This is a genomic window from Flavobacterium lindanitolerans (genome assembly GCF_002846575.1).
GTDB lineage: Bacteria > Bacteroidota > Bacteroidia > Flavobacteriales > Flavobacteriaceae > Flavobacterium > Flavobacterium lindanitolerans.
The window spans coordinates 1115847-1134357 of the sequence record NZ_PJND01000007.1 but is presented as its reverse complement, the minus strand read 5'-3'; the positions used below and the strand labels follow the sequence as shown (position 1 = coordinate 1134357).

At 37.3% G+C, this 18511-nt stretch carries 19 protein-coding genes; 11 read left to right on the top strand and 8 right to left on the bottom strand.

Annotated features, from left to right (window positions below; translation table 11 throughout):
- Positions 1-26 precede the first annotated feature (26 nt).
- The 4 genes from clpX to B0G92_RS04975 form a co-directional block, all read right to left on the bottom strand.
- On the bottom strand, positions 27-1262 hold the full coding sequence (gene clpX, locus B0G92_RS04990) for an ATP-dependent Clp protease ATP-binding subunit ClpX (protein WP_056068176.1): 1236 nt from the start codon (positions 1260-1262) through the stop codon (positions 27-29).
- Positions 1263-1343: 81 nt separating this feature from the next.
- Positions 1344-2003: an ATP-dependent Clp endopeptidase proteolytic subunit ClpP gene (clpP, locus tag B0G92_RS04985; protein WP_056068174.1), complete on the bottom strand. Its 660-nt coding sequence runs from the start codon at positions 2001-2003 to the stop codon at positions 1344-1346.
- Positions 2004-2226: 223 nt separating this feature from the next.
- Positions 2227-3552: a trigger factor gene (gene tig / locus B0G92_RS04980; protein WP_056068172.1), complete on the bottom strand. Its 1326-nt coding sequence runs from the start codon at positions 3550-3552 to the stop codon at positions 2227-2229.
- A 123-nt stretch (positions 3553-3675) separates the two neighbouring features.
- Positions 3676-4044 carry a phage holin family protein gene (locus B0G92_RS04975; RefSeq protein ID WP_101471292.1) on the bottom strand — a complete coding sequence of 123 codons (369 nt, stop codon included), beginning with the start codon at positions 4042-4044 and terminating at the stop codon, positions 3676-3678.
- A gap of 111 nt (positions 4045-4155) precedes the next feature.
- On the opposite strand from B0G92_RS04975, the gene B0G92_RS04970 reads away from it, so the two are divergent.
- On the top strand, positions 4156-5511 hold the full coding sequence (locus tag B0G92_RS04970; protein ID WP_180326399.1) for a T9SS type A sorting domain-containing protein: 1356 nt from the start codon (positions 4156-4158) through the stop codon (positions 5509-5511).
- Positions 5512-5559: 48 nt separating this feature from the next.
- On the opposite strand, the gene B0G92_RS04965 is transcribed toward B0G92_RS04970, so the two are convergent.
- Entirely contained in the window at positions 5560-6324 is a 765-nt protein-coding gene (locus tag B0G92_RS04965) for an alpha/beta fold hydrolase (RefSeq protein ID WP_101471290.1), read from the bottom strand.
- 20 nt (positions 6325-6344) lie between these two features.
- Complete coding sequence (locus tag B0G92_RS04960) at positions 6345-7058, bottom strand: pyridoxine 5'-phosphate synthase (RefSeq protein WP_101471289.1); 714 nt, start codon at positions 7056-7058, stop codon at positions 6345-6347.
- 104 nt (positions 7059-7162) lie between these two features.
- On the opposite strand from B0G92_RS04960, the gene B0G92_RS04955 reads away from it, so the two are divergent.
- The 8 genes from B0G92_RS04955 to murI all read left to right on the top strand — a co-directional run bounded on the left by B0G92_RS04955 (position 7163) and on the right by murI (position 15370).
- Positions 7163-7822 (top strand): CBS domain-containing protein, encoded by a 660-nt coding sequence (locus B0G92_RS04955; RefSeq protein WP_101471288.1) that lies wholly within the window; start codon positions 7163-7165, stop codon positions 7820-7822.
- Between the two features lie 22 nt (positions 7823-7844).
- Positions 7845-8729 carry an NAD kinase gene (locus B0G92_RS04950; protein WP_101471287.1) on the top strand — a complete coding sequence of 295 codons (885 nt, stop codon included), beginning with the start codon at positions 7845-7847 and terminating at the stop codon, positions 8727-8729.
- 149 nt (positions 8730-8878) lie between these two features.
- Positions 8879-9562 carry a type IX secretion system protein PorG gene (gene porG / locus B0G92_RS04945; RefSeq protein ID WP_056068157.1) on the top strand — a complete coding sequence of 228 codons (684 nt, stop codon included), beginning with the start codon at positions 8879-8881 and terminating at the stop codon, positions 9560-9562.
- Positions 9563-9565: 3 nt separating this feature from the next.
- The gene (locus tag B0G92_RS04940; protein ID WP_101471286.1) at positions 9566-10306 is read left to right on the top strand and encodes an undecaprenyl pyrophosphate synthase; all 741 of its coding nucleotides are present in this window, start codon (positions 9566-9568) and stop codon (positions 10304-10306) included.
- A gap of 7 nt (positions 10307-10313) precedes the next feature.
- Positions 10314-12881, top strand: a complete 2568-nt coding sequence (gene bamA / locus B0G92_RS04935) for an outer membrane protein assembly factor BamA (protein ID WP_101471285.1) — start codon at positions 10314-10316, stop codon at positions 12879-12881.
- Positions 12882-12925: 44 nt separating this feature from the next.
- Positions 12926-13993, top strand: coding sequence for an OmpH/Skp family outer membrane protein (locus tag B0G92_RS04930; protein ID WP_101471284.1), 1068 nt, complete (start codon positions 12926-12928; stop codon positions 13991-13993).
- 30 nt (positions 13994-14023) lie between these two features.
- Complete coding sequence (locus tag B0G92_RS04925; protein ID WP_101471283.1) at positions 14024-14524, top strand: OmpH/Skp family outer membrane protein; 501 nt, start codon at positions 14024-14026, stop codon at positions 14522-14524.
- Between the two features lie 66 nt (positions 14525-14590).
- Positions 14591-15370: a glutamate racemase gene (gene murI / locus B0G92_RS04920; RefSeq protein WP_101471282.1), complete on the top strand. Its 780-nt coding sequence runs from the start codon at positions 14591-14593 to the stop codon at positions 15368-15370.
- 11 nt (positions 15371-15381) lie between these two features.
- Here murI and B0G92_RS04915 read toward each other — a convergent pair whose 3' ends face one another.
- Together B0G92_RS04915 and B0G92_RS04910 are read right to left on the bottom strand one after the other, a co-directional pair.
- Positions 15382-15897: a gamma carbonic anhydrase family protein gene (locus B0G92_RS04915; protein ID WP_056068137.1), complete on the bottom strand. Its 516-nt coding sequence runs from the start codon at positions 15895-15897 to the stop codon at positions 15382-15384.
- A 70-nt stretch (positions 15898-15967) separates the two neighbouring features.
- Positions 15968-16960, bottom strand: coding sequence for a PorP/SprF family type IX secretion system membrane protein (locus B0G92_RS04910; protein ID WP_101471281.1), 993 nt, complete (start codon positions 16958-16960; stop codon positions 15968-15970).
- Between the two features lie 346 nt (positions 16961-17306).
- Between B0G92_RS04910 and B0G92_RS04905 the strand changes: the two genes are divergently transcribed.
- The gene (locus B0G92_RS04905) at positions 17307-18206 is read left to right on the top strand and encodes a NifU family protein (RefSeq protein ID WP_101471280.1); all 900 of its coding nucleotides are present in this window, start codon (positions 17307-17309) and stop codon (positions 18204-18206) included.
- A 54-nt stretch (positions 18207-18260) separates the two neighbouring features.
- The gene (locus tag B0G92_RS04900; RefSeq protein ID WP_056068130.1) at positions 18261-18461 is read left to right on the top strand and encodes a dodecin family protein; all 201 of its coding nucleotides are present in this window, start codon (positions 18261-18263) and stop codon (positions 18459-18461) included.
- The last annotated feature ends 50 nt before the right edge of the window (positions 18462-18511 follow it).

The following is an 18511-nucleotide window of genomic DNA, read 5'->3' as shown; positions in this document are numbered from 1 at the left end:
TTTTATTTTTCAATAATTATATTTTTTTAAGATGCTGCTTTCAAACGCTGCAAAAGGTTTTTGTCCAAGGCATTTTCTGCATACGATTTATCAATCACCAAAGTCTTATCGTCTGAACTTGGCAGGTCATACATCGCATCAGTCAGGATGGCTTCACACAAAGAACGCAGACCACGTGCTCCCAGCTTGTATTCAAGAGCTTTATCAACTACATAATCCAATGCTTCGCCAGAAACCGAAAGTTCTACATCGTCCATAGCAAAGAGCTTTTGGTATTGCTTGATTAATGCATTTTTTGGCTCTGTAAGAATGGCTCTTAAAGTTTCTCTGTCAAGAGGATCCATATGTGTCAAAACCGGAAGACGTCCAATGATTTCAGGAATCAATCCGAAATCTTTTATGTCTTTTGGAATAACATACTGCAACAGATTATCCTTGTCAATATTGTCTGTATTTTTTGAAGAACTGTATCCAACAGCCTGACGGTTCAAACGTTTAGAAATAATTCTTTCTATTCCGTCAAAAGCACCGCCGGCAATAAACAGGATGTTTTGCGTATTTACTTCGACAAATTTTTGGTCCGGGTGTTTTCTTCCTCCTTTTGGCGGCACATTGACTACGGTTCCTTCCAAAAGTTTCAATAACGCCTGTTGAACACCTTCTCCGGAAACATCCCTTGTGATGGATGGGTTATCGCTTTTTCTGGCAATTTTATCAATCTCATCAATAAAAACGATTCCACGTTCAGCTTTTGCCACATCATAGTCAGCAGCCTGAAGCAACCTCGTAAGAATACTTTCAACATCCTCACCCACATAACCCGCTTCGGTCAATACAGTTGCATCTACTATTGCCAAAGGCACATCCAACATCTTGGCAATGGTTTTTGCCACCAATGTTTTTCCTGTACCCGTTTGTCCAACCATAATGATGTTGCTCTTTTCAATTTCAACCTCATCGTCGGATTGCTGTTGCATCAGACGCTTGTAGTGGTTGTAAACAGCAACAGACATAACTTTTTTCGTCTGGTCCTGTCCAATAACATATTTATCCAAAAAAGCTCTAATCTCTTTTGGTTTTTGCAAAATCAGATCCGAAGCCATTGCCCCGTTTCTTTTGTTCTGCTTTAGTTCTTCGATGACGATTCCGTGTGCCTGTTCGATGCACCTGTCGCAAATATGCGCGTCAATTCCTGCAATCAGCAGATTTGTTTCTGGCTTTTTCCTTCCACAAAAAGAACACTCTAATACTTCTTTAGCCATATTTATTAATTGATAGTGTATAGTGTATAGTTGATAGTTGCTTTGTATAAACTATCAACTATACACTAAAAACTAATTTTATTAACTTCTTCTCAAAACCTCATCAATCATTCCGTATTCTTTTGCCTCATCAGCTTTCATCCAGTAATCTCTTTCGCTGTCTTTATGAACTCTGTCAAAAGGTTGTCCTGAATGCTTAGAGATGATTTCATACAATTCATCTTTCAGCTTCAACATTTCGCGAAGATTGATTTCCATATCGGTAGCGACACCTTGTGCTCCTCCTGATGGTTGGTGAATCATAACCCTTGAATGTGGCAAAGCCGAACGTTTTCCTGCTGCTCCCGCACAAAGTAAAACTGCTCCCATAGAAGCGGCCATTCCCGTACAGATAGTAGCCACATCCGGTTTGATGTACTGCATCGTATCATAAATTCCCAACCCGGCATATACACTTCCGCCAGGAGAGTTGATATAGATTTGAACATCTTTTGATGAATCAACACTTTCCAAAAACAGCAATTGTGCCTGAATAATGTTGGCTACATGATCATCAACTCCTGTTCCAAGGAAAATGATTCTGTCCATCATCAAACGCGAAAACACATCCAATTGCGATACGTTTAATTGTCTTTCTTCAATAATATATGGCGTCATGCTATTAACGATTTTATCGTAATACATGCTGTTAACGCCCTGGTGCTTTATAGCAAATTTTTTAAATTCTTTACCGTAATCCATTTTTTTAAATTAAGTTAAAAGTTACGAGTTATAAAAACAGTTCTTGTTATATTCTTTGACTATGCAAAGTTCGTGCTAAGGGCAAATCTCACCTGATTGGCATGAAAAGCATTTACACAATCGGACAATCCGTCAGTATCTGAGTATAAAATCCGAGGAAGCATAAAACAAAGAGCGCCAAAAAATACTTTGGCGCCTTAAAGATAACGATTTTTTCAAGAATTTATTCTCCGTACATTTCTTTGATAAACTGCTCGTAAGAAACCTCTTTTGTCTTTGCTTTTACTTTTTCTTTGAACAGGTTTAGCATTTTTTCATTCATTACCTGTTCCGAAAGTCTTTTTACTTCTTCCTGGTTCGAAAGTACTCTAGCCACAATTCCATCTACATCTTCATCAGTTGGATTCATTTGTCCGAATTGTGCCATTTGCTTTTTGATAACATCAGCAGTATACGCTTTCAAATCATCAAAAGTAATCTGAAGGTTATTTTGAGCCATCACTTTACCTTCAATCAATTGGTAGCGAAGTCCGTTTTCAGATCTTGCATATTCTTCTTCTGCCTGCTCTGCTGTCAAAGGTGTTTCACCAACAGTCTGAATCCATTTTTTAAGGAAAGCAGCCGGCAAATCGAATTTAGTATTTTCCAATAACGAAGTTGTTACATCGTTTATGAATTTCTGGTCAGCCTGAGAAGCGAATTGCTTTTCAGCATCTTCTTTGATTTTTTCTTTTACCTGCTCAACAGAAGTTACATTTCCTTCTCCAAACAATTTATCGAAAAGCTCCTGATTTAATTCAGCCAATTCTGTAGCGTTGATTTCTTCAATTTTGAAATCTACTTCAATATCAAGACCATGAACATTATCGTGGCTTACTTTAAGGTAATCCATTAATTTATGATCGTCATCAAAAAGACCTTTTGTTTTTAAAGTAACAACATCGCCTACTTTCTTTCCGATGAATTTTTTAGCTGTCTTTTTATCTTTAAAAATATCAAGAGAAATTGTAACCGTATTGTTGATTCCGTTTTCTTCGTTAGTAAAAGTACCGGTCACGTCAAAACCTTCTTCTACCGTATCTTTAGAAATCAATTTACCATATTGCTTCTGGATGCGTTTTACCTGATCATCAAGCATTTTGTCATCGGCAGTAATCTTGTAGTAAGTGATTTTATTTTTAGCCTCTAAATCTACCGTAAACTCAGGTGCAAGACCCAATTCGAATTCAAAAGAATAATCATCTGCATCCCAATTGAAGTCTTCATTGATTTTTGGAAGCGGGTTCCCAAGTATATCCAATTTTTCAGAAGCCAGGTAGTTGTTAAGGTTTTCCTGTAACACCTTGTTTACTTCTTCCAGTAAAACTGCCTTTCCGTATTGTTTCTGGATCAGGCTCATTGGAACTGCACCTTTTCTAAAACCAGGAACACTAGCATTTTTTGAGTAGTTTTTTAAAACTTTGTCAACTTGAGGAGCATAATCTGCCTTTGATACTTCAACTGTTACAACCGCATTTAATGCGTCAACATTATTTCTTGTAATATTCATTTTTTTACATACTAAAATTGGGTTGCAAAATTATAACATTTTTACAACCCAACCAAGTTTTACATTCATGTATTAATATAGGATTAACAAATAGTATAACTATCTGCTATCAAATAGACTATATTAGTTATCTCCTCCTGTGAGCGAGAACACCACAGACTGCAAAATAGACAGGATTAAACTAAACAAAAGTGCCGTCCAAAAGCTCGAAACCGCGAAGCCGTCAACCAGATTGGCACAAAGCATAATTATCAGCGCATTAATTACAAGAAGGAATAATCCGAAAGTAATGACGGTTACCGGAAGCGTAAGCAAAACCAAAAGAGGCTTTACAAATAAATTAAGGAGCCCTAAAACCACCGCAACAATTATTGCAGTCACAAAATTTTCTGATGAGATTCCATGAGCTCCTTTCAGGGCAACTCCGGGCATAAAATGTGCTATTATCATTACTAAAACAGCCGTGATAAGAATTCTGATAATTAAATTCATAATATATCGATTTATGTTTAATCAAATATAATGATTTTTTACAATATGTTAATTTTATCATCTCTTGAATTCAAAATTTATATCTTTGATTACCAATTAAAAAATTTAACAATGAGACAAAAACTACTTTTAACGGCACTATTAGCTGCTAGTTGGACAATGCACTCACAATGGGCCGTCCAAAACACAGGATTTACTGCAAACAGTCGTGGATTAGACGAAATTCATATTGTTGATGCCAATACCGTTTGGGCAAAAGCCTATGACGGAAGCGCTTCTAATGCCAATGTGCAAGCTTTCACAAAAACAACAAATGGGGGTGCAATATGGACTCCGGGAACAATTAACGTAGGAAGCAGCTTGCTGGAAATAACCAATCTTATGCCTATCAGCGCTACAACCGCATGGGCAGGCGCTGTTCACCCAACCAATGGACTTGGCGGCGTTTGGAAAACAACTGACGGTGGTGCTACCTGGACCAAGCAAAACACGACCGCTTACTCCACACCCGGAGCATCTTTCTTCAATGTAGTTCACTTTTTCGATGCTAACAATGGCGTTACACAAGGCGATCCTGTAGCAGGGGAGTTCGAGGTTTACACAACTTCAAATGGAGGCACCACATGGACAGCTGTTCCGGCTGCTTCGCTACCAGACCCGGCAAGCGACGAATATGGCTACAACGGAGGAAATGTGGCAGCAGGCAATTCTTTTTGGTTTGTCACCAATAAGGGAAAACTATACAGAACTACTGACATGGGCGCAACCTGGACAAAATTGAACACTCCAATCTCAGACTTTTCAGCAACAGCAGTTGGAGGTCAGATTTTCTTCAGTGATAACAATAATGGAATCTTATTAGCAAGAAGCACCACGGGAAGCGGTTCTTCTGCCATCAACACCTATACTCTTTACAAAACTTCTAACGGAGGAACGTCCTGGGATTCTGGCGCAAGCTATACAGCTCCTTACACTAATCTGGCTTATATTAAAGGGACCAATATTCTTGTTGGTAATGGTAAAGATGAAAACGATAATTTCTTTACAGGATATAGCAACAACAACGGAACAACCTGGACACAAATTGACACAGGGGTTCAAAGAATCTCTATTGCATTCTTAAACGGAACTACAGGTTGGGCAAGTGGATTCACAACTGTAACAGGCGGAGTATCAACCGGAGGAATTTATAAATACACCGGTTCAACTTTAGGAATGGAAGATTTCGCTTCCGGCAAGACTTTCAAAGCTTATCCAAATCCGGCAAATGACCAATTAAACCTGAGCGGAACTTCTATCAATGAAGTTGCTATCTACGATCTGTTAGGAAAGCAGGTTTTAAATCAGAAATTCTCTGCACAAGACCAAGTAAACCTAAATGTTTCAGGTCTTGGAACAGGAATGTATATTTTGACAGCGACTAACGATAGCGGAGCTCTAGAAACTATCAAATTCGCAAAACAATAATTTTTCATCCTTACAAAAATCCCTTTCTGATATCAGAAAGGGATTTTTTTATTGTAAAAGATACTGAATCGATTCGCTATAAAAATCTTTGGGATTTTCTGCATGCAGCCAATGTCCGGCATTAGGTATGGTCTTGATTTCAGAATTTGGAAAATGGTGCCTTATCATTTCAAAATCCTCATCTTTGATGTAATTGGAATTTCCTCCTCTTAGAAACAGTGTCGGTTTTTCGAATACCGCATTATCCGGAAGCGCTTTCCCTATATTATCAATGTACTCATTGAAAACAGGCAGATTAAAACGGAAAGCAAGTTGTCCCGGCTCAATCCAATAAAGGCTTTTCATTAAAAATTGACGTGTACCAAAATCCGAAACATATCCTTTCAGGATTTCTTCAACCTGAGCGCGATCCGGCTTTTGTGATAAATCTACCGCATTTAATCCCGCCAATATATCCTGGTGATGTGGCCTGTAATATTTCGGACCAATATCAGCCACAATTAATTTCTCCACTTTTTCCGGATAGGTAGTTGCAAAAAACATCGCCACCTTGCCTCCCATTGAATGCCCCAAAATTGAAACCTTATCCAAACCGTGTCCTTCGCAATATTCAAGCACATCCTGAACCATTGCTTCATAAGTAAAAACGTCCGAATGGAAACTTCTTCCATGATTGCGGAGGTCCAAAATATGCAGTTGAAATCCTTCGGTAGCTATCTGCCCTGCAAAGGTCTTCCAATTGTCTGACATCCCTAAAAAACCGTGAAGAATAAGCAATGGCCTTCCTTCACCTTCTATTCTTGAATATAACATAATTCTGTTTTTATTTAGGGTTATTTCAATTTTTGAAGATACATATTCACAACATTCTCAAGCCCTAAGTAAATAGATTCTGAAATCAGAGCATGTCCTATAGAAACCTCAAGAAGATTAGGGATATTTTGCCTAAAAAACTGTATGTTATCCAAACTAAGGTCATGACCTGCATTGATTCCCAAATCCAATTCGTTTGCCAATTTTGCAGCCTCAACATAAGGCAATATACCTTCTTTATTTCCCAGACCATATTGATGGGCAAAAGCTTCCGTATACAGTTCGATTCTTTCAGTTCCTGTTTTTTTGGCACCTTCAATCATTTCAAGCACCGGATCCACAAAAATAGAAGTCCTGATACCGTTACGTTGAAATTCCTGTATAATCTCTTTCAGGTAATCCTGATGTATAACCGTATCCCAACCTGCATTAGAAGTAATGGCATCAACAGCATCCGGCACCAGAGTTACCTGCGTAGGCTTCACTTCAAGCACCAGGTCAATAAACTTCTGTTCCGGGTTCCCTTCAATATTGTATTCCGTATAAACTATCGGTTTCAGGTCGCGTGCATCCTGATAACGAATATGGCGCTCATCCGGTCTTGGATGAATCGTGATTCCTTGCCCGCCAAAACGCTGTATGTCTTTAGCAACCTGCAATAAATCAGGAACATTGCCTCCCCGGGCGTTTCTTAAAGTAGCTATTTTATTTATGTTTACGCTTAATTTTGTCATTGGAATGCTTTTTGTGAAAAATTACTAAATACAAAAATACAAAGTTAAACACGGTGTTTTGTGCTATTTTTTGATTATTTTGCAACGATTATTGACTTTGGGCTATGACTGAAATTACAGACTACATTAATAATGATATTAAGGCGATAACAGTAGACGATACCATTGAGTCCGTTCAGGATTTTTTTGCAGACCTGTCTTTTTCCCATTTTCCGGTTTTGGAAAATGGCATATACATTGGCAGTATTTCAGGAGATGATGTAGAAACTTTCGACGCTGAAAAAAAGATACTGGACTACCGCTATACCCTAGAAGGTTTTTATGCCAGAAAAAATATGATCTGGCTGGATTTGTTAGAAATTTTTGCCCGAAACCATACAAGTATAGTCCCGGTTTTGGATGAGAAAAACAACTATATTGGCTACTACGACATTACAGATATTATCAAATTTTTCCACGAAACTCCTTTCCTTAAAGAAATGGGAGGAATTATAATAGTTGAAAAAAACATCAACGATTATTCCATGAGCCAGATTTCGCAGATTGTAGAAAGCAATAACGGAAAATTACTCGGCATGTTTGTCTCAAGTGCGGAAGCCGGCAAAATACAGATTACCGTAAAAATCGCTTTAGGCTCCCTGAATGACATTATTCAGACCTTCAGACGCTACAATTATGAAATTATCTCCGAGCACCAGGAAGACAATTACCTGAATGCCTTAAAGGAACGCTCAGATTACCTGGACAAATATTTGAACATATAAACCAAATTCAGATTTATCAGAAATGAAAGTAGCCATTTACGGTCAATATTACCAAAATAGCACGGAACCAATCATACGGGATATCTTTGTTTTCTTCAACAAGAACAATGTAGATCTGGTCATCCAGGACGATTTTCTGGCAATCTTACACCAAAAAGAAATTATCAAGAAGGAATACAATACTTTTCATGACTACAACGATCTCGACAGAAATATCGACATTCTGGTAAGTATTGGCGGAGACGGAACGATTTTGCGCGCTGCCACACTCGTAAGAGATTCCGGAATTCCGATATTGGGAATTAATGCAGGAAGACTTGGCTTTTTAGCAACGGTGCAAAAAGAAAATATTGATGAACTGATGCAGTATATCATTGATAAAAACTATTCCCTTTCGCCAAGAACCCTACTCAGCCTTGAAAGCACAGAGAGTATCCCGGAAATTGAGAGGCTGAACTTTGCCATGAATGAGATTTCCATCAACAGAAAAGACACCACTTCGATGATTACTGTCGAAACCTACCTGAATGGAGAATACCTGAATGCCTATTGGGCCGACGGTTTAATTATTTCAACACCAACAGGATCAACCGGATATTCCTTAAGCTGCGGCGGACCAATACTGATGCCTGCGGTTGAAAGCTTTGTAATTACCCCTATTGCTCCCCATAATTTGAATGCAAGACCTTTTGTGATTCCTGACAATGTTGAAATCAAGCTAAAAGTTTCAGGCAGGGAAGAACATTATCTGGTTTCACTGGATTCCAGAGTTGCCTCTATGAGTAATAACACCATCCTGACCATCAAAAAAACACCTTTCCAAATCAATATGGTCGAACTTCCTGAAAAAAGTTTCTTAAAAACATTGCGTACAAAATTGCTTTGGGGTGAGGACAAGAGAAACTAAAATTCCCTTTCTTCTTATACTATCGGCACATAAGTTTCGTTTACTTTAAATCGAAAAGCCTGTCATTTGTCTAAAATTAAGGATATTTAATTATTAGACAGTTGATAAGTGCTCATAATTATTATATTTGCACCCTTATTTTTTACTAAATGAATCGGATAATAATCACTTTGTTCTGCATTTTTAGTTATGCTGCCTCCAATGCCCAAATCCATGAAATTGGAATTTTTGCCGGCGGGAATAACTACATAGGAGATGTGGGTCCGACAAACTATGTCAAACCCAATGAATTTGCCTTCGGACTACTTTATAAATGGAATAAAAGCCCGAGACATTCATGGAGAATTTCCTATATGCAGGGAAAAGTTACTTCCAACGATCACGATTCCGACATGCCTGCCAGAAAACAAAGAGGATTAAACTTTGAAAATAGCGTAAAAGAATTATCTTTAGGGCTTGAATTCAATTTTTTTGATTTTAATTTGCATGAATCAGGCTTTTTGCTGACACCATACGTATATTCCGGTATCAGTTATTTCAGATATACAGAACTATATCACGTAAATAACCAATATGAGGAAGATGAGGATAAAAACACCTTTGCTATCCCTATGACAGTCGGCATAAAAACCAGGATTGCAGAAAAACTGATCTTAGGATTTGAAGTCGGAGCCAGATATACCTTTACGGATAATCTGGACGGCAGCAATCCAAAAAATGACAGTTTTAAAACATTGCGATTTGGAAATTTAAACAGCAACGACTGGTATGTTTTCACAGGCTTTACACTAACATATACCTTTGGAAACAAACCTTGCTACTGTGCAGAATAACGAATGGACTTACTTAACACTATAAACAAAGACAACCTCCCAAAGCATCTGGCCATCATTATGGATGGCAATGGCCGTTGGGCTAAACAAAAAGGTATGCTCAGAGCCTTTGGCCATGAAAACGGAACCAAGGCTGTAAGGACTACAGTAGAGACCTGCGCTAAGTTAGGCATTGAAAACCTGACGCTCTATGCTTTTTCTACCGAAAACTGGAACCGTCCAAAACTGGAAGTTGACACTTTAATGAAACTTCTTATAAACTCATTAAAAAATGAGCTTAAAACGCTTACCGAAAACAATATAAAACTCAACACTATAGGTAATTTTGAAAAATTGCCGGCTTCTGCTCAAAAAGAATTATCGCAGGTCATTTCCAAAACAAAAGACAACACCAGAATGACGCTGACTCTTGCGCTAAGCTACGGTTCCCGTGAGGAAATCGTCTCAGCGGTAAAGAGCATAAGCAGTATAGTTAAAAATAATATAATTTCAATAGACGCTATTGACGAATCAATTATTAATCAGCATCTTTACACGCAAAATTTACCAGACGTTGATTTATTAATAAGAACCAGTGGCGAACATAGAATCAGCAATTTCTTACTTTGGCAGATAGCTTATGCAGAATTGTACTTTACAGACGTATTGTGGCCTGACTTTAGGGAAAAAGATTTGTATGAAGCTATAATTAGCTATCAAAAAAGAGAACGTAGATTTGGAAAAACAAGTGAACAAATTAAATAAATTTTTAATGTTAAATAAAAGCATTAAACTATTCTTAACCGTATTAGTTTTAGGAAATATTTTCCAAGCAAAAGCCCAAGAGAGAGTCCCATTTGATCAAGGAAGAGAATATATTCTAGCCGGTGTAAGCGTCATCGGAAAAATCAGCTATAACGAACAAACAGTTGTTACATTTGCCGGTCTTGAAAAAGGCCAAAGAATCACAGTTCCCGGAGAAGAAATCAGTAGTGCCATTAAAAAATTATGGAAACTTGGATTATTCAACGAAATAGACACCTATATCAATAGAATTGACGGCGACAGTATCTTTATTGACATGCACATCAGCGAGTTACCAAAACTTAGCGAAGTAAAAATCAATGGTGTCAAAAAATCCAAGGTAGACGGACTTATCAAAGACAATTCACTCACAAAAGGTAAAATTGTCAATGAAAACCTTATCACTACTACCAAAAACTACATCGAAAACAAATACAAAAAAGACGGTTTCTATAACACCAAAGTCGTCATCAATACCTATCCGGACACTACATCCGGCAATGAGGTTAAAATGCTAATAAACATTGACAAAGGCAAAAAAGTAAAAGTAAGCTCTATAGTTGTTGACGGTAATGACAAACTTTCTGACGGAAGAATCAGAAAGGCGATGAAAAACACCAAAACAAGATTTCCATTGCGTTTTTGGAAAGGATCTAAATATATTAAGGAAAAATACAATGAGGATTTAGAGAACATCGTATCCGTTTATAAAGAAAAAGGATACCGCGATGCCCGTGTCGTATCTGATTCCATATCTTATAACAAAGATAAAAATACGGTTGACATAAAATTAAAAGTTGAAGAAGGTAACAAATACTATTTCGGAAACATCAAATTCTTAGGAAACTCTGTATACTCTGATCAAGGTTTGACAAAAATGCTGGGGATCAAAAAAGGAGATGTTTACAATGGTGTATTGCTTCAAAAAAGAATTGAAGACAAGACAAAACCTGACGCTAACGACATCAAAAACCTGTACCAAAACAGTGGTTATTTATTTTCAACCGTAAATGCGGTAGAAGTAAAAACAGCCAATGACACCATTGATTTCGAAATCCGAATCATGGAAGGACCGATGGCATATTTCAATAAAATTACTGTAGTTGGAAACGACAAAACCAACGACAAGGTAATCTATCGTGAATTAAGAACACTTCCGGGACAAAAATACAGCAAGGAGCTTTTGATGAGAACGCTTCGTGAACTTGGGCAGTTAGGGTTTTTCGATCCTCAGGCATTGGAGCCAAAATTCAAAAACGTTGACCCGGCGGCAGGTACAGTTGATATTGAATATAATGTTGTTGAAAAAGGTTCCAGCCAAATCGAACTTCAGGGAGGTTATGGCGGCGGTGGCTTCATCGGAACCCTGGGTCTTTCTTTCAATAACTTCTCCATACGAAATATTTTCAAAAAAGACGCCTATACTCCACTTCCAATGGGTGACGGACAGAAATTGGCATTGAGGCTTCAGGGGAGTTCTTACTTCCAAACCTACAGCCTTTCCTTTACTGAACCATGGCTTGGAGGGAAAAAACCGGTACAGTTCTCCGGATCTATTTCGCACAGTAAGCAGTTCTTATACACAGGAAGAACCAGTGATGTTGACAGAGACAAGAGTTTTAACATCACATCGATATCGTTGGGTATTGCCAAGAAGCTTAATGTTCCTGATGATTACTTCATCCTTTCGCAAGGAATCAGTTTCCAGTATTATGACCTGAACAATTATAACACCGGATTATTTACATTCGGAAATGGTAACTCACGAAACCTGGCTTACACTATAGGATTAAGAAGAGACAGCCGAGGTATAGACCCAATCTTCCCTACTTTTGGATCGGAGTTTAGTATTAGTGCAAAATTCACTTTGCCGTACTCTCTTTTCAATGGGGTTGACTATGCGAACTTAAAAAATGACCCTAATTATCAAACTACCGACAGCCAAGGAAATGTTGTTGCTGACCAATCAAAAATCGACCAAAAGAAATTTAATTGGCTGGAATATTACAAAATTAAATTCAAAGCAGATTGGTATACAAAAATTTATGGTAAATTCGTACTTCGTTCATTGGGTGAATTTGGTTTCTTAGGCGCTTATAATAACGACAGAGGTTTGGTTCCATTTGAAAGATTCTTCCTTGGTGGAGATGGTTTGGCGAACTATTCGTTAGACGGCCGTGAGGTGATACAGTTGAGAGGTTATCCTAACCAGTCCCTGACACCACTGGACAACAAAGGAAACCAAAACGGAGCAACAATTTATAATAAGTTCTCGTTAGAATTGAGATATCCGATTACATTGAAAGGAGCAGCATCGATTTATGCCTTAACTTTCCTTGAAGCCGGAGCAGCTTACGACAATTTTAGAGATTATAATCCGTTTGTATTACAACGTTCAGCAGGATTTGGTTTAAGAGTATTCATGCCGGCATTCGGATTATTGGGTATTGACTTTGGTCACGGATTCGATCCGGTTCCTGGCAGTACGCAGAAAAATGGATGGGAAACCCATTTCATTATTGGACAACAGTTTTAAAAACTTAAATTTGGCACGATATTTTCTAATATAACATTAAGAATATGAGAAAACATTTTTTTATACTATTGCTAGCAGCTACATTTTCAACTGCCATCAATGCGCAGACAAGAGGTATTCGTATTGGATACATCGACATGGAATATATTCTGGAAAAAGTTCCTGACTATGCCGAGGCAAAAAACCAACTCGAACTGAAAGCCCAGAAATGGAAGCAGGAAGCAGAAGTAAAAAGAAATGAAATCAACAAGCTTAAAGAAAATCTAAAAACGGAAAGAGTTTTATTGACCAAAGAGCTTATTGAGGAAAGAGAAGAAGAAATCTCATTTCTTGAAAATGAATTATTAGAATTTCAGCAAAAAAGATTCGGTTCAACCGGTGATTTGATTACACAGAAAGCTGTTTTGGTAAAACCAATCCAGGATCAGGTTTTTACAATTGTACAGGATATTGCTGAAGCAAAAAAATATGACTTTATTTTTGACAAGTCCTCTGATTTGACCATGTTATTTGGTGCCCAAAGACACAATATCAGCGACCAGGTTGTACGTCAACTTACGAGAGCAGAAAAAAGAGAACAGTTGAGCAAAAAACAACTGAAAGATGAAGCAGAAAAAGAGCGCAAGCAAGATATGATTGATGCTAATCCTGAATTGGCTGAAAGACAGAAAGTGCTGGAAGACAAAAAAGCTGCCAGAGAAAAAATGATTGAAGACAGAAAACTTGCTGCCGAAGAAAAAAGAAAGGCTTTTGAAGAAAAAAGAGCGCAACTGTTAGCGGAAAGAGAAGAAAAAAGAAATGCGGCTAAAACAAAAACAGAAGACACTAAAAAAGAAGAAAAGCCAGCTGCAGAGAAAAAGACCACTTCTACTGAAAATGTAACCGAAGAAGGCAAAGGCAAAACAGAAGAAAAAGCCGGACAAACTGCTGAAGAAAGGAAAGCAGCAATGGAACAGGCTAAAAAAGAAGCTGCCGAAGAAAGACAGAGAAAATTAGACGAACGTAAAAAAGCACTCGAAGAAAAAAGAAAGAAATTAATAGAAGAAAGAGAAGCTGCTAAAAAAGAAAAAGAAGAAAAGAAAAATTCTGAAGAAAACAATAAAGGGAACTAAAACTAAATTAATATTTAATACTTGAAAATGATGAAACAACTGAAAACTTTACTAATCGCCGCAGCGCTTTTCATTGGTGCAAGCCAGACTATGAATGCTCAAGCAAAGACAGCACATGTTGACGTTAGTGAAATTATGGCTAAGATGCCTGCAATGATAGAAGGGCAAAAGCAACTTGAAAAATTGAACCAGACTTATAACGCTGATTACAAAACGATGGTTGACGAGTATCAGGCCAAACTAAAAAAATATGATGCGGAATCAAGTACAGTTGCTGAAAAAGTAAATCAGGACAGAGCTGTTGAAATTCAGGACATGCAAAAAAGAATCAGAGATTACGGCGAAAATGCTCAAAAAGAATTACAACAAAAAGAGCAGGATTTATTTAAGCCTATCCAGGAAAAAATCAAAGCTGCTATCCAAAAAGTAGGAAAAGCTAAAGGATATCAGTATGTTTTGGATTCAGCTATGGTTTTACTTGCTGACGGACCAAACATTACAGCTGATGTAAAAAAAGAACTTGGGTTCTAATCCAAAACCCGAATATTTTAGAAACTGCTCAAATTTATTGAGCAGTTTTTTTTTACTTTTGTTTTTATGATAAACTCAAACCCAATAGGACTTTTTGACTCCGGAATAGGTGGAACATCCATCTGGAAGGAAATTCACCAATTAATGCCCAACGAAAACACTATCTATCTTGCCGATAGTAAAAATGCGCCTTATGGCCAAAAAACAAAAGATGAGATTATTGCTTTGAGCATTAAAAATACCGAATACCTTTTAAATCAGAATGCCAAGATTATTGTAGTAGCATGCAATACGGCCACTACAAATGCAATTAAGGAATTAAGGGCCAAATACGACGTTCCATTTATTGGAATAGAACCGGCCATAAAACCGGCTGCCAATAATTCCCGAACACAAACCATAGGAATTCTAGCTACCAAAGGAACGCTTAACAGCGAGCTTTTCAATAAAACCGCAGAACAGTTCCAGGACACCAATATCATCGAACAGGTGGGCTATAATTTAGTCAAGCTGATTGAAGACGGTGAAATGCATTCTGACGAAATGACTTCGCTATTAAAAACCTATCTAACGCCAATGATTGAAGCCAACATTGATTATCTGGTTTTAGGCTGCAGCCACTATCCTTACCTTATTCCTCAAATCAAGGAAATCCTGCCGCAACATATCAAAATTATTGATTCGGGTGAAGCGGTAGCCCGCCAAACCTATAAAGTGCTTGAGGAAAAAATTGGGCTAAATACGGCTGTGGGAGAACACAGCACATTGTTTTACACCAACTCAGACCCAAAAGTTTTGAAAAGTATTTTGGAAAACAAATATCCTGTTATCCAGAAAGACTTTTAAACCTGAAAAGGCTACTCGTCCTTCAGCCAACCTGAATACATCACGTAATTATTGGAAATACGCTCAATTTCACCAGCGAAGTCAGACTTATTAATGTCTTTTACTTTCTTAGCAGGCACTCCGGCATAGATGGTTCCGGATTCAACTACTGTATTTTGTGTTACTACTGCTCCGGCTGCAATAATAGAATTGCTTTCAATAATGCAATTATCCATTACAATGGCGCCCATTCCAATCAAAACGTTGTCATGCACTTTGCAGCCATGCACGATGGCATTATGTCCAATTGACACATTATTACCTATTTCCGTCGGATGCTTTTGATAGGTACAATGTATGACTGCCCCGTCCTGGATATTTACTTTATTTCCAATTTTGATATAATGCACATCGCCTCTCACCACAGCATTAAACCAAACACTGCAGGAAGCTCCAAAAGTCACGTCTCCAATAATTGTTGCATTTTCAGCCACATAACAGTCCTCAGGAATGGAAGGGCTTTTACCATTTACAGTTTTTATCAGCATAGCATATAAAAAAGAGTCCCGATAAAGCATCGCAATTATCGGGACAGAATTAATATCAACTTTAAAATAATTAATTAACAGCAGGACAGTTACAATCCCATTTCTCTCTCTTACAGAATAAATTCAGACCTAAAGTGATTTGGTGAAAACCTCCGTTATCAAACTTCACATCACCTGTTAAATGAGAATAGGTGTAAGCAACCATAAAGTTTTTATAATTTAAGCCCACGATTGGGGTAATGTATTGTAGTTTTTGATCTGAAACACTGTTACCATCAAGATATTGTGCTCCGTCAAAGCTTCTTCTATAGGATAAACCTCCCCAAAGCTTTCCAAAATCTAAATCTTTGTATACTTTTAAGTTTACATCGATTGATTTCTCTTTCGTTTCATCAACATATTGGAACAGGAAAGATGGTTCCCATTGAAGTCTGTCCGGATCTCCAAAAACATATCCGGCACTGAATAAATATTTTCTTAAGTTATCCGATTCGTAATCTGTATAGATTTCTCTTCTGATATTTGCAACCGCATTTTTAACGGTGAAGTGCGCATAAAAATCCAAATAGTTATAGGAAACTCCGAAATCAACATTGAAATAAGAATCTTTTTGGTAAACCCCTCCTACAACAATAGGATCGAATCCTTCAAATTCTGATTCATCCAATTTACTCTGCACTAATCCGGCACTCATACCAAAAGACAACTGGTTCAAATCATAATCACCTCTTGAAAACATGATATGGTGTGCGTAAGTAATCTTTCCTCCTACCTGTGAGTGGTAACCGTTTTTATCATTAAAAAGTATGATTCCCACACCCGATTGTTCTCCTAGCCTTCCGTTAAAACTCAAAGTCTGCAAAGCCGGAGCATCATCCTGGCCAAACCATTGCTGACGAGCTGTTAAACGTAATTTAGCACAATTTGCAGCACCCGCCATAGAAGGGTGAATCAAGTAATAGTTATCGGATAAATAATCTGAATAAACGGCAATTCCTTCTTGTGAAAACGATATTTGTGACAATAACAATAATAATGCTAAATACCTCTTTTTAAAATTCATGGGGTCTATCTTTATTAATGAAAAACGCTCTTAATTATTATTCAAAAAAAACTGCTAATCCTAGATTACCTTATTAAACAGGCGTGCTGATTTGATTGAGTAATTTTTCGTAGCGGTCAAATATATAAATTTTTGTGTTAGGTTCGTATACTAATTCGTTAATATTATAATCACTTTTTATAAAAACTTTAAGAAAAAAATCAAGAAGCTCTTAAAAAAACTATTGGTCTCAATAATGTCTGGGTGTTAAACAAAAACGAAAGAACTGTTAATTTATTCTATAAAAAATCAAATATAACATTTCGCCGAAAATTTCTTTGTTAAATTTGCTCAAAATAAGATTCCCATGATAAATGTTACTATAAAAGAGACCCAAAATCCGACAATTCTAAAGTTTGAATTGCCTGATTTTATTACACAAAATGAAAATTTTGAATTCAAAAATATAGATGAGGCAAAAGACTCTCCCCTTGCCCAACAATTATTTTACCTTCCTTTTGTAAAGGCTGTATATATTTCCGGAAATTTCATCGCCATTCAACGCTATAATATAGTAGAATGGGATGACGTAAAAGAAGCCGTAGCAGAGCAAATCGAAAATTTTGTCAACAAAGGCGGACAAATCTTAAACGTTACTGAGAAAAAAGTAACCAAACAGCCCCTGACCGTTTATGCAGAAAGCACACCAAACCCCTCTGTACAAAAATTTGTTGGCAGCCGAATGATGACCAAAACCGCAATGGAATTCAAAAACATTGACGAGGCGGCTGCTTCTCCTTTAGCGTTAGAACTGTTCAAGTTTCCTTATATTAAGGAAGTTTTCATTGATGAAAATTATATTTCAGTAACTAAATATGCCGTAAAAGAATGGCAGGATATTACTTATGAATTAAGAAGCTTCATCAAGGAATTTATTGAAAACGGAGGTACTGTTATCGATGAAAGCATTGCCGCTCTAAACCCGAAAGTGGAAAAACAGAAGATTGAGAATTTTGACAATCTGGATACTACCTCACAGCAAATCATAAACATTCTTGAAGAATATGTAAAACCGGCTGTCGCTGCCGACGGCGGTAATATTCTTTTCGATTCTTACGATGAAAATGACAAGCGTGTAAAAGTGGTATTGCAAGGTGCCTGCAGCGGATGTCCGTCCTCAACCTTCACGCTTAAAAGCGGCATTGAAAACATGTTGAAGGACATGCTAAACGATCAGGATATAAAAGTAGAGGCGTTAAACGGCTAGAAATGACAATTATTTGCTATCTTTATTGGATAAACAATTTAAAACTAGCAAATTATGTCTGTATTAAAAGTAATCGAGATTCTTTCAAGCTCGGATACAAGCTGGGAAGATGCGACTAGGAAGGCCGTTTCAAAAGCATCAAAAACTTTAAAAAACATAAAATCGGTTTATGTCCAGGACCAAAGTGCTACCGTGGAAAACGGATCGGTTAAAGAATTTAGGGTAACTTTAAAACTTACCTTCGAGTTAGAATAAACACTCAAATCATTGTACATTTAAGCGTTTCGAAATCGGAACGCTTTTTT

Bases quoted from the DNA above. Each gene is read 5' to 3' on its own strand.
- clpX (WP_056068176.1), bottom strand. From the start codon at position 1,262: ATGGCTAAAGAAGTATTAGAGTGTTCTTTTTGTGGAAGGAAAAAGCCA.
- clpP (WP_056068174.1), bottom strand. From the start codon at position 2,003: ATGGATTACGGTAAAGAATTTAAAAAATTTGCTATAAAGCACCAGGGC.
- tig (WP_056068172.1), bottom strand. From the start codon at position 3,552: ATGAATATTACAAGAAATAATGTTGACGCATTAAATGCGGTTGTAACA.
- B0G92_RS04975 (WP_101471292.1), bottom strand. From the start codon at position 4,044: ATGAATTTAATTATCAGAATTCTTATCACGGCTGTTTTAGTAATGATA.
- B0G92_RS04970 (WP_180326399.1), top strand. From the start codon at position 4,156: ATGAGACAAAAACTACTTTTAACGGCACTATTAGCTGCTAGTTGGACA.
- B0G92_RS04965 (WP_101471290.1), bottom strand. From the start codon at position 6,324: ATGTTATATTCAAGAATAGAAGGTGAAGGAAGGCCATTGCTTATTCTT.
- B0G92_RS04960 (WP_101471289.1), bottom strand. From the start codon at position 7,058: ATGACAAAATTAAGCGTAAACATAAATAAAATAGCTACTTTAAGAAAC.
- B0G92_RS04955 (WP_101471288.1), top strand. From the start codon at position 7,163: ATGACTGAAATTACAGACTACATTAATAATGATATTAAGGCGATAACA.
- B0G92_RS04950 (WP_101471287.1), top strand. From the start codon at position 7,845: ATGAAAGTAGCCATTTACGGTCAATATTACCAAAATAGCACGGAACCA.
- porG (WP_056068157.1), top strand. From the start codon at position 8,879: ATGAATCGGATAATAATCACTTTGTTCTGCATTTTTAGTTATGCTGCC.
- B0G92_RS04940 (WP_101471286.1), top strand. From the start codon at position 9,566: ATGGACTTACTTAACACTATAAACAAAGACAACCTCCCAAAGCATCTG.
- bamA (WP_101471285.1), top strand. From the start codon at position 10,314: ATGTTAAATAAAAGCATTAAACTATTCTTAACCGTATTAGTTTTAGGA.
- B0G92_RS04930 (WP_101471284.1), top strand. From the start codon at position 12,926: ATGAGAAAACATTTTTTTATACTATTGCTAGCAGCTACATTTTCAACT.
- B0G92_RS04925 (WP_101471283.1), top strand. From the start codon at position 14,024: ATGAAACAACTGAAAACTTTACTAATCGCCGCAGCGCTTTTCATTGGT.
- murI (WP_101471282.1), top strand. From the start codon at position 14,591: ATGATAAACTCAAACCCAATAGGACTTTTTGACTCCGGAATAGGTGGA.
- B0G92_RS04915 (WP_056068137.1), bottom strand. From the start codon at position 15,897: ATGCTGATAAAAACTGTAAATGGTAAAAGCCCTTCCATTCCTGAGGAC.
- B0G92_RS04910 (WP_101471281.1), bottom strand. From the start codon at position 16,960: ATGAATTTTAAAAAGAGGTATTTAGCATTATTATTGTTATTGTCACAA.
- B0G92_RS04905 (WP_101471280.1), top strand. From the start codon at position 17,307: ATGATAAATGTTACTATAAAAGAGACCCAAAATCCGACAATTCTAAAG.
- B0G92_RS04900 (WP_056068130.1), top strand. From the start codon at position 18,261: ATGTCTGTATTAAAAGTAATCGAGATTCTTTCAAGCTCGGATACAAGC.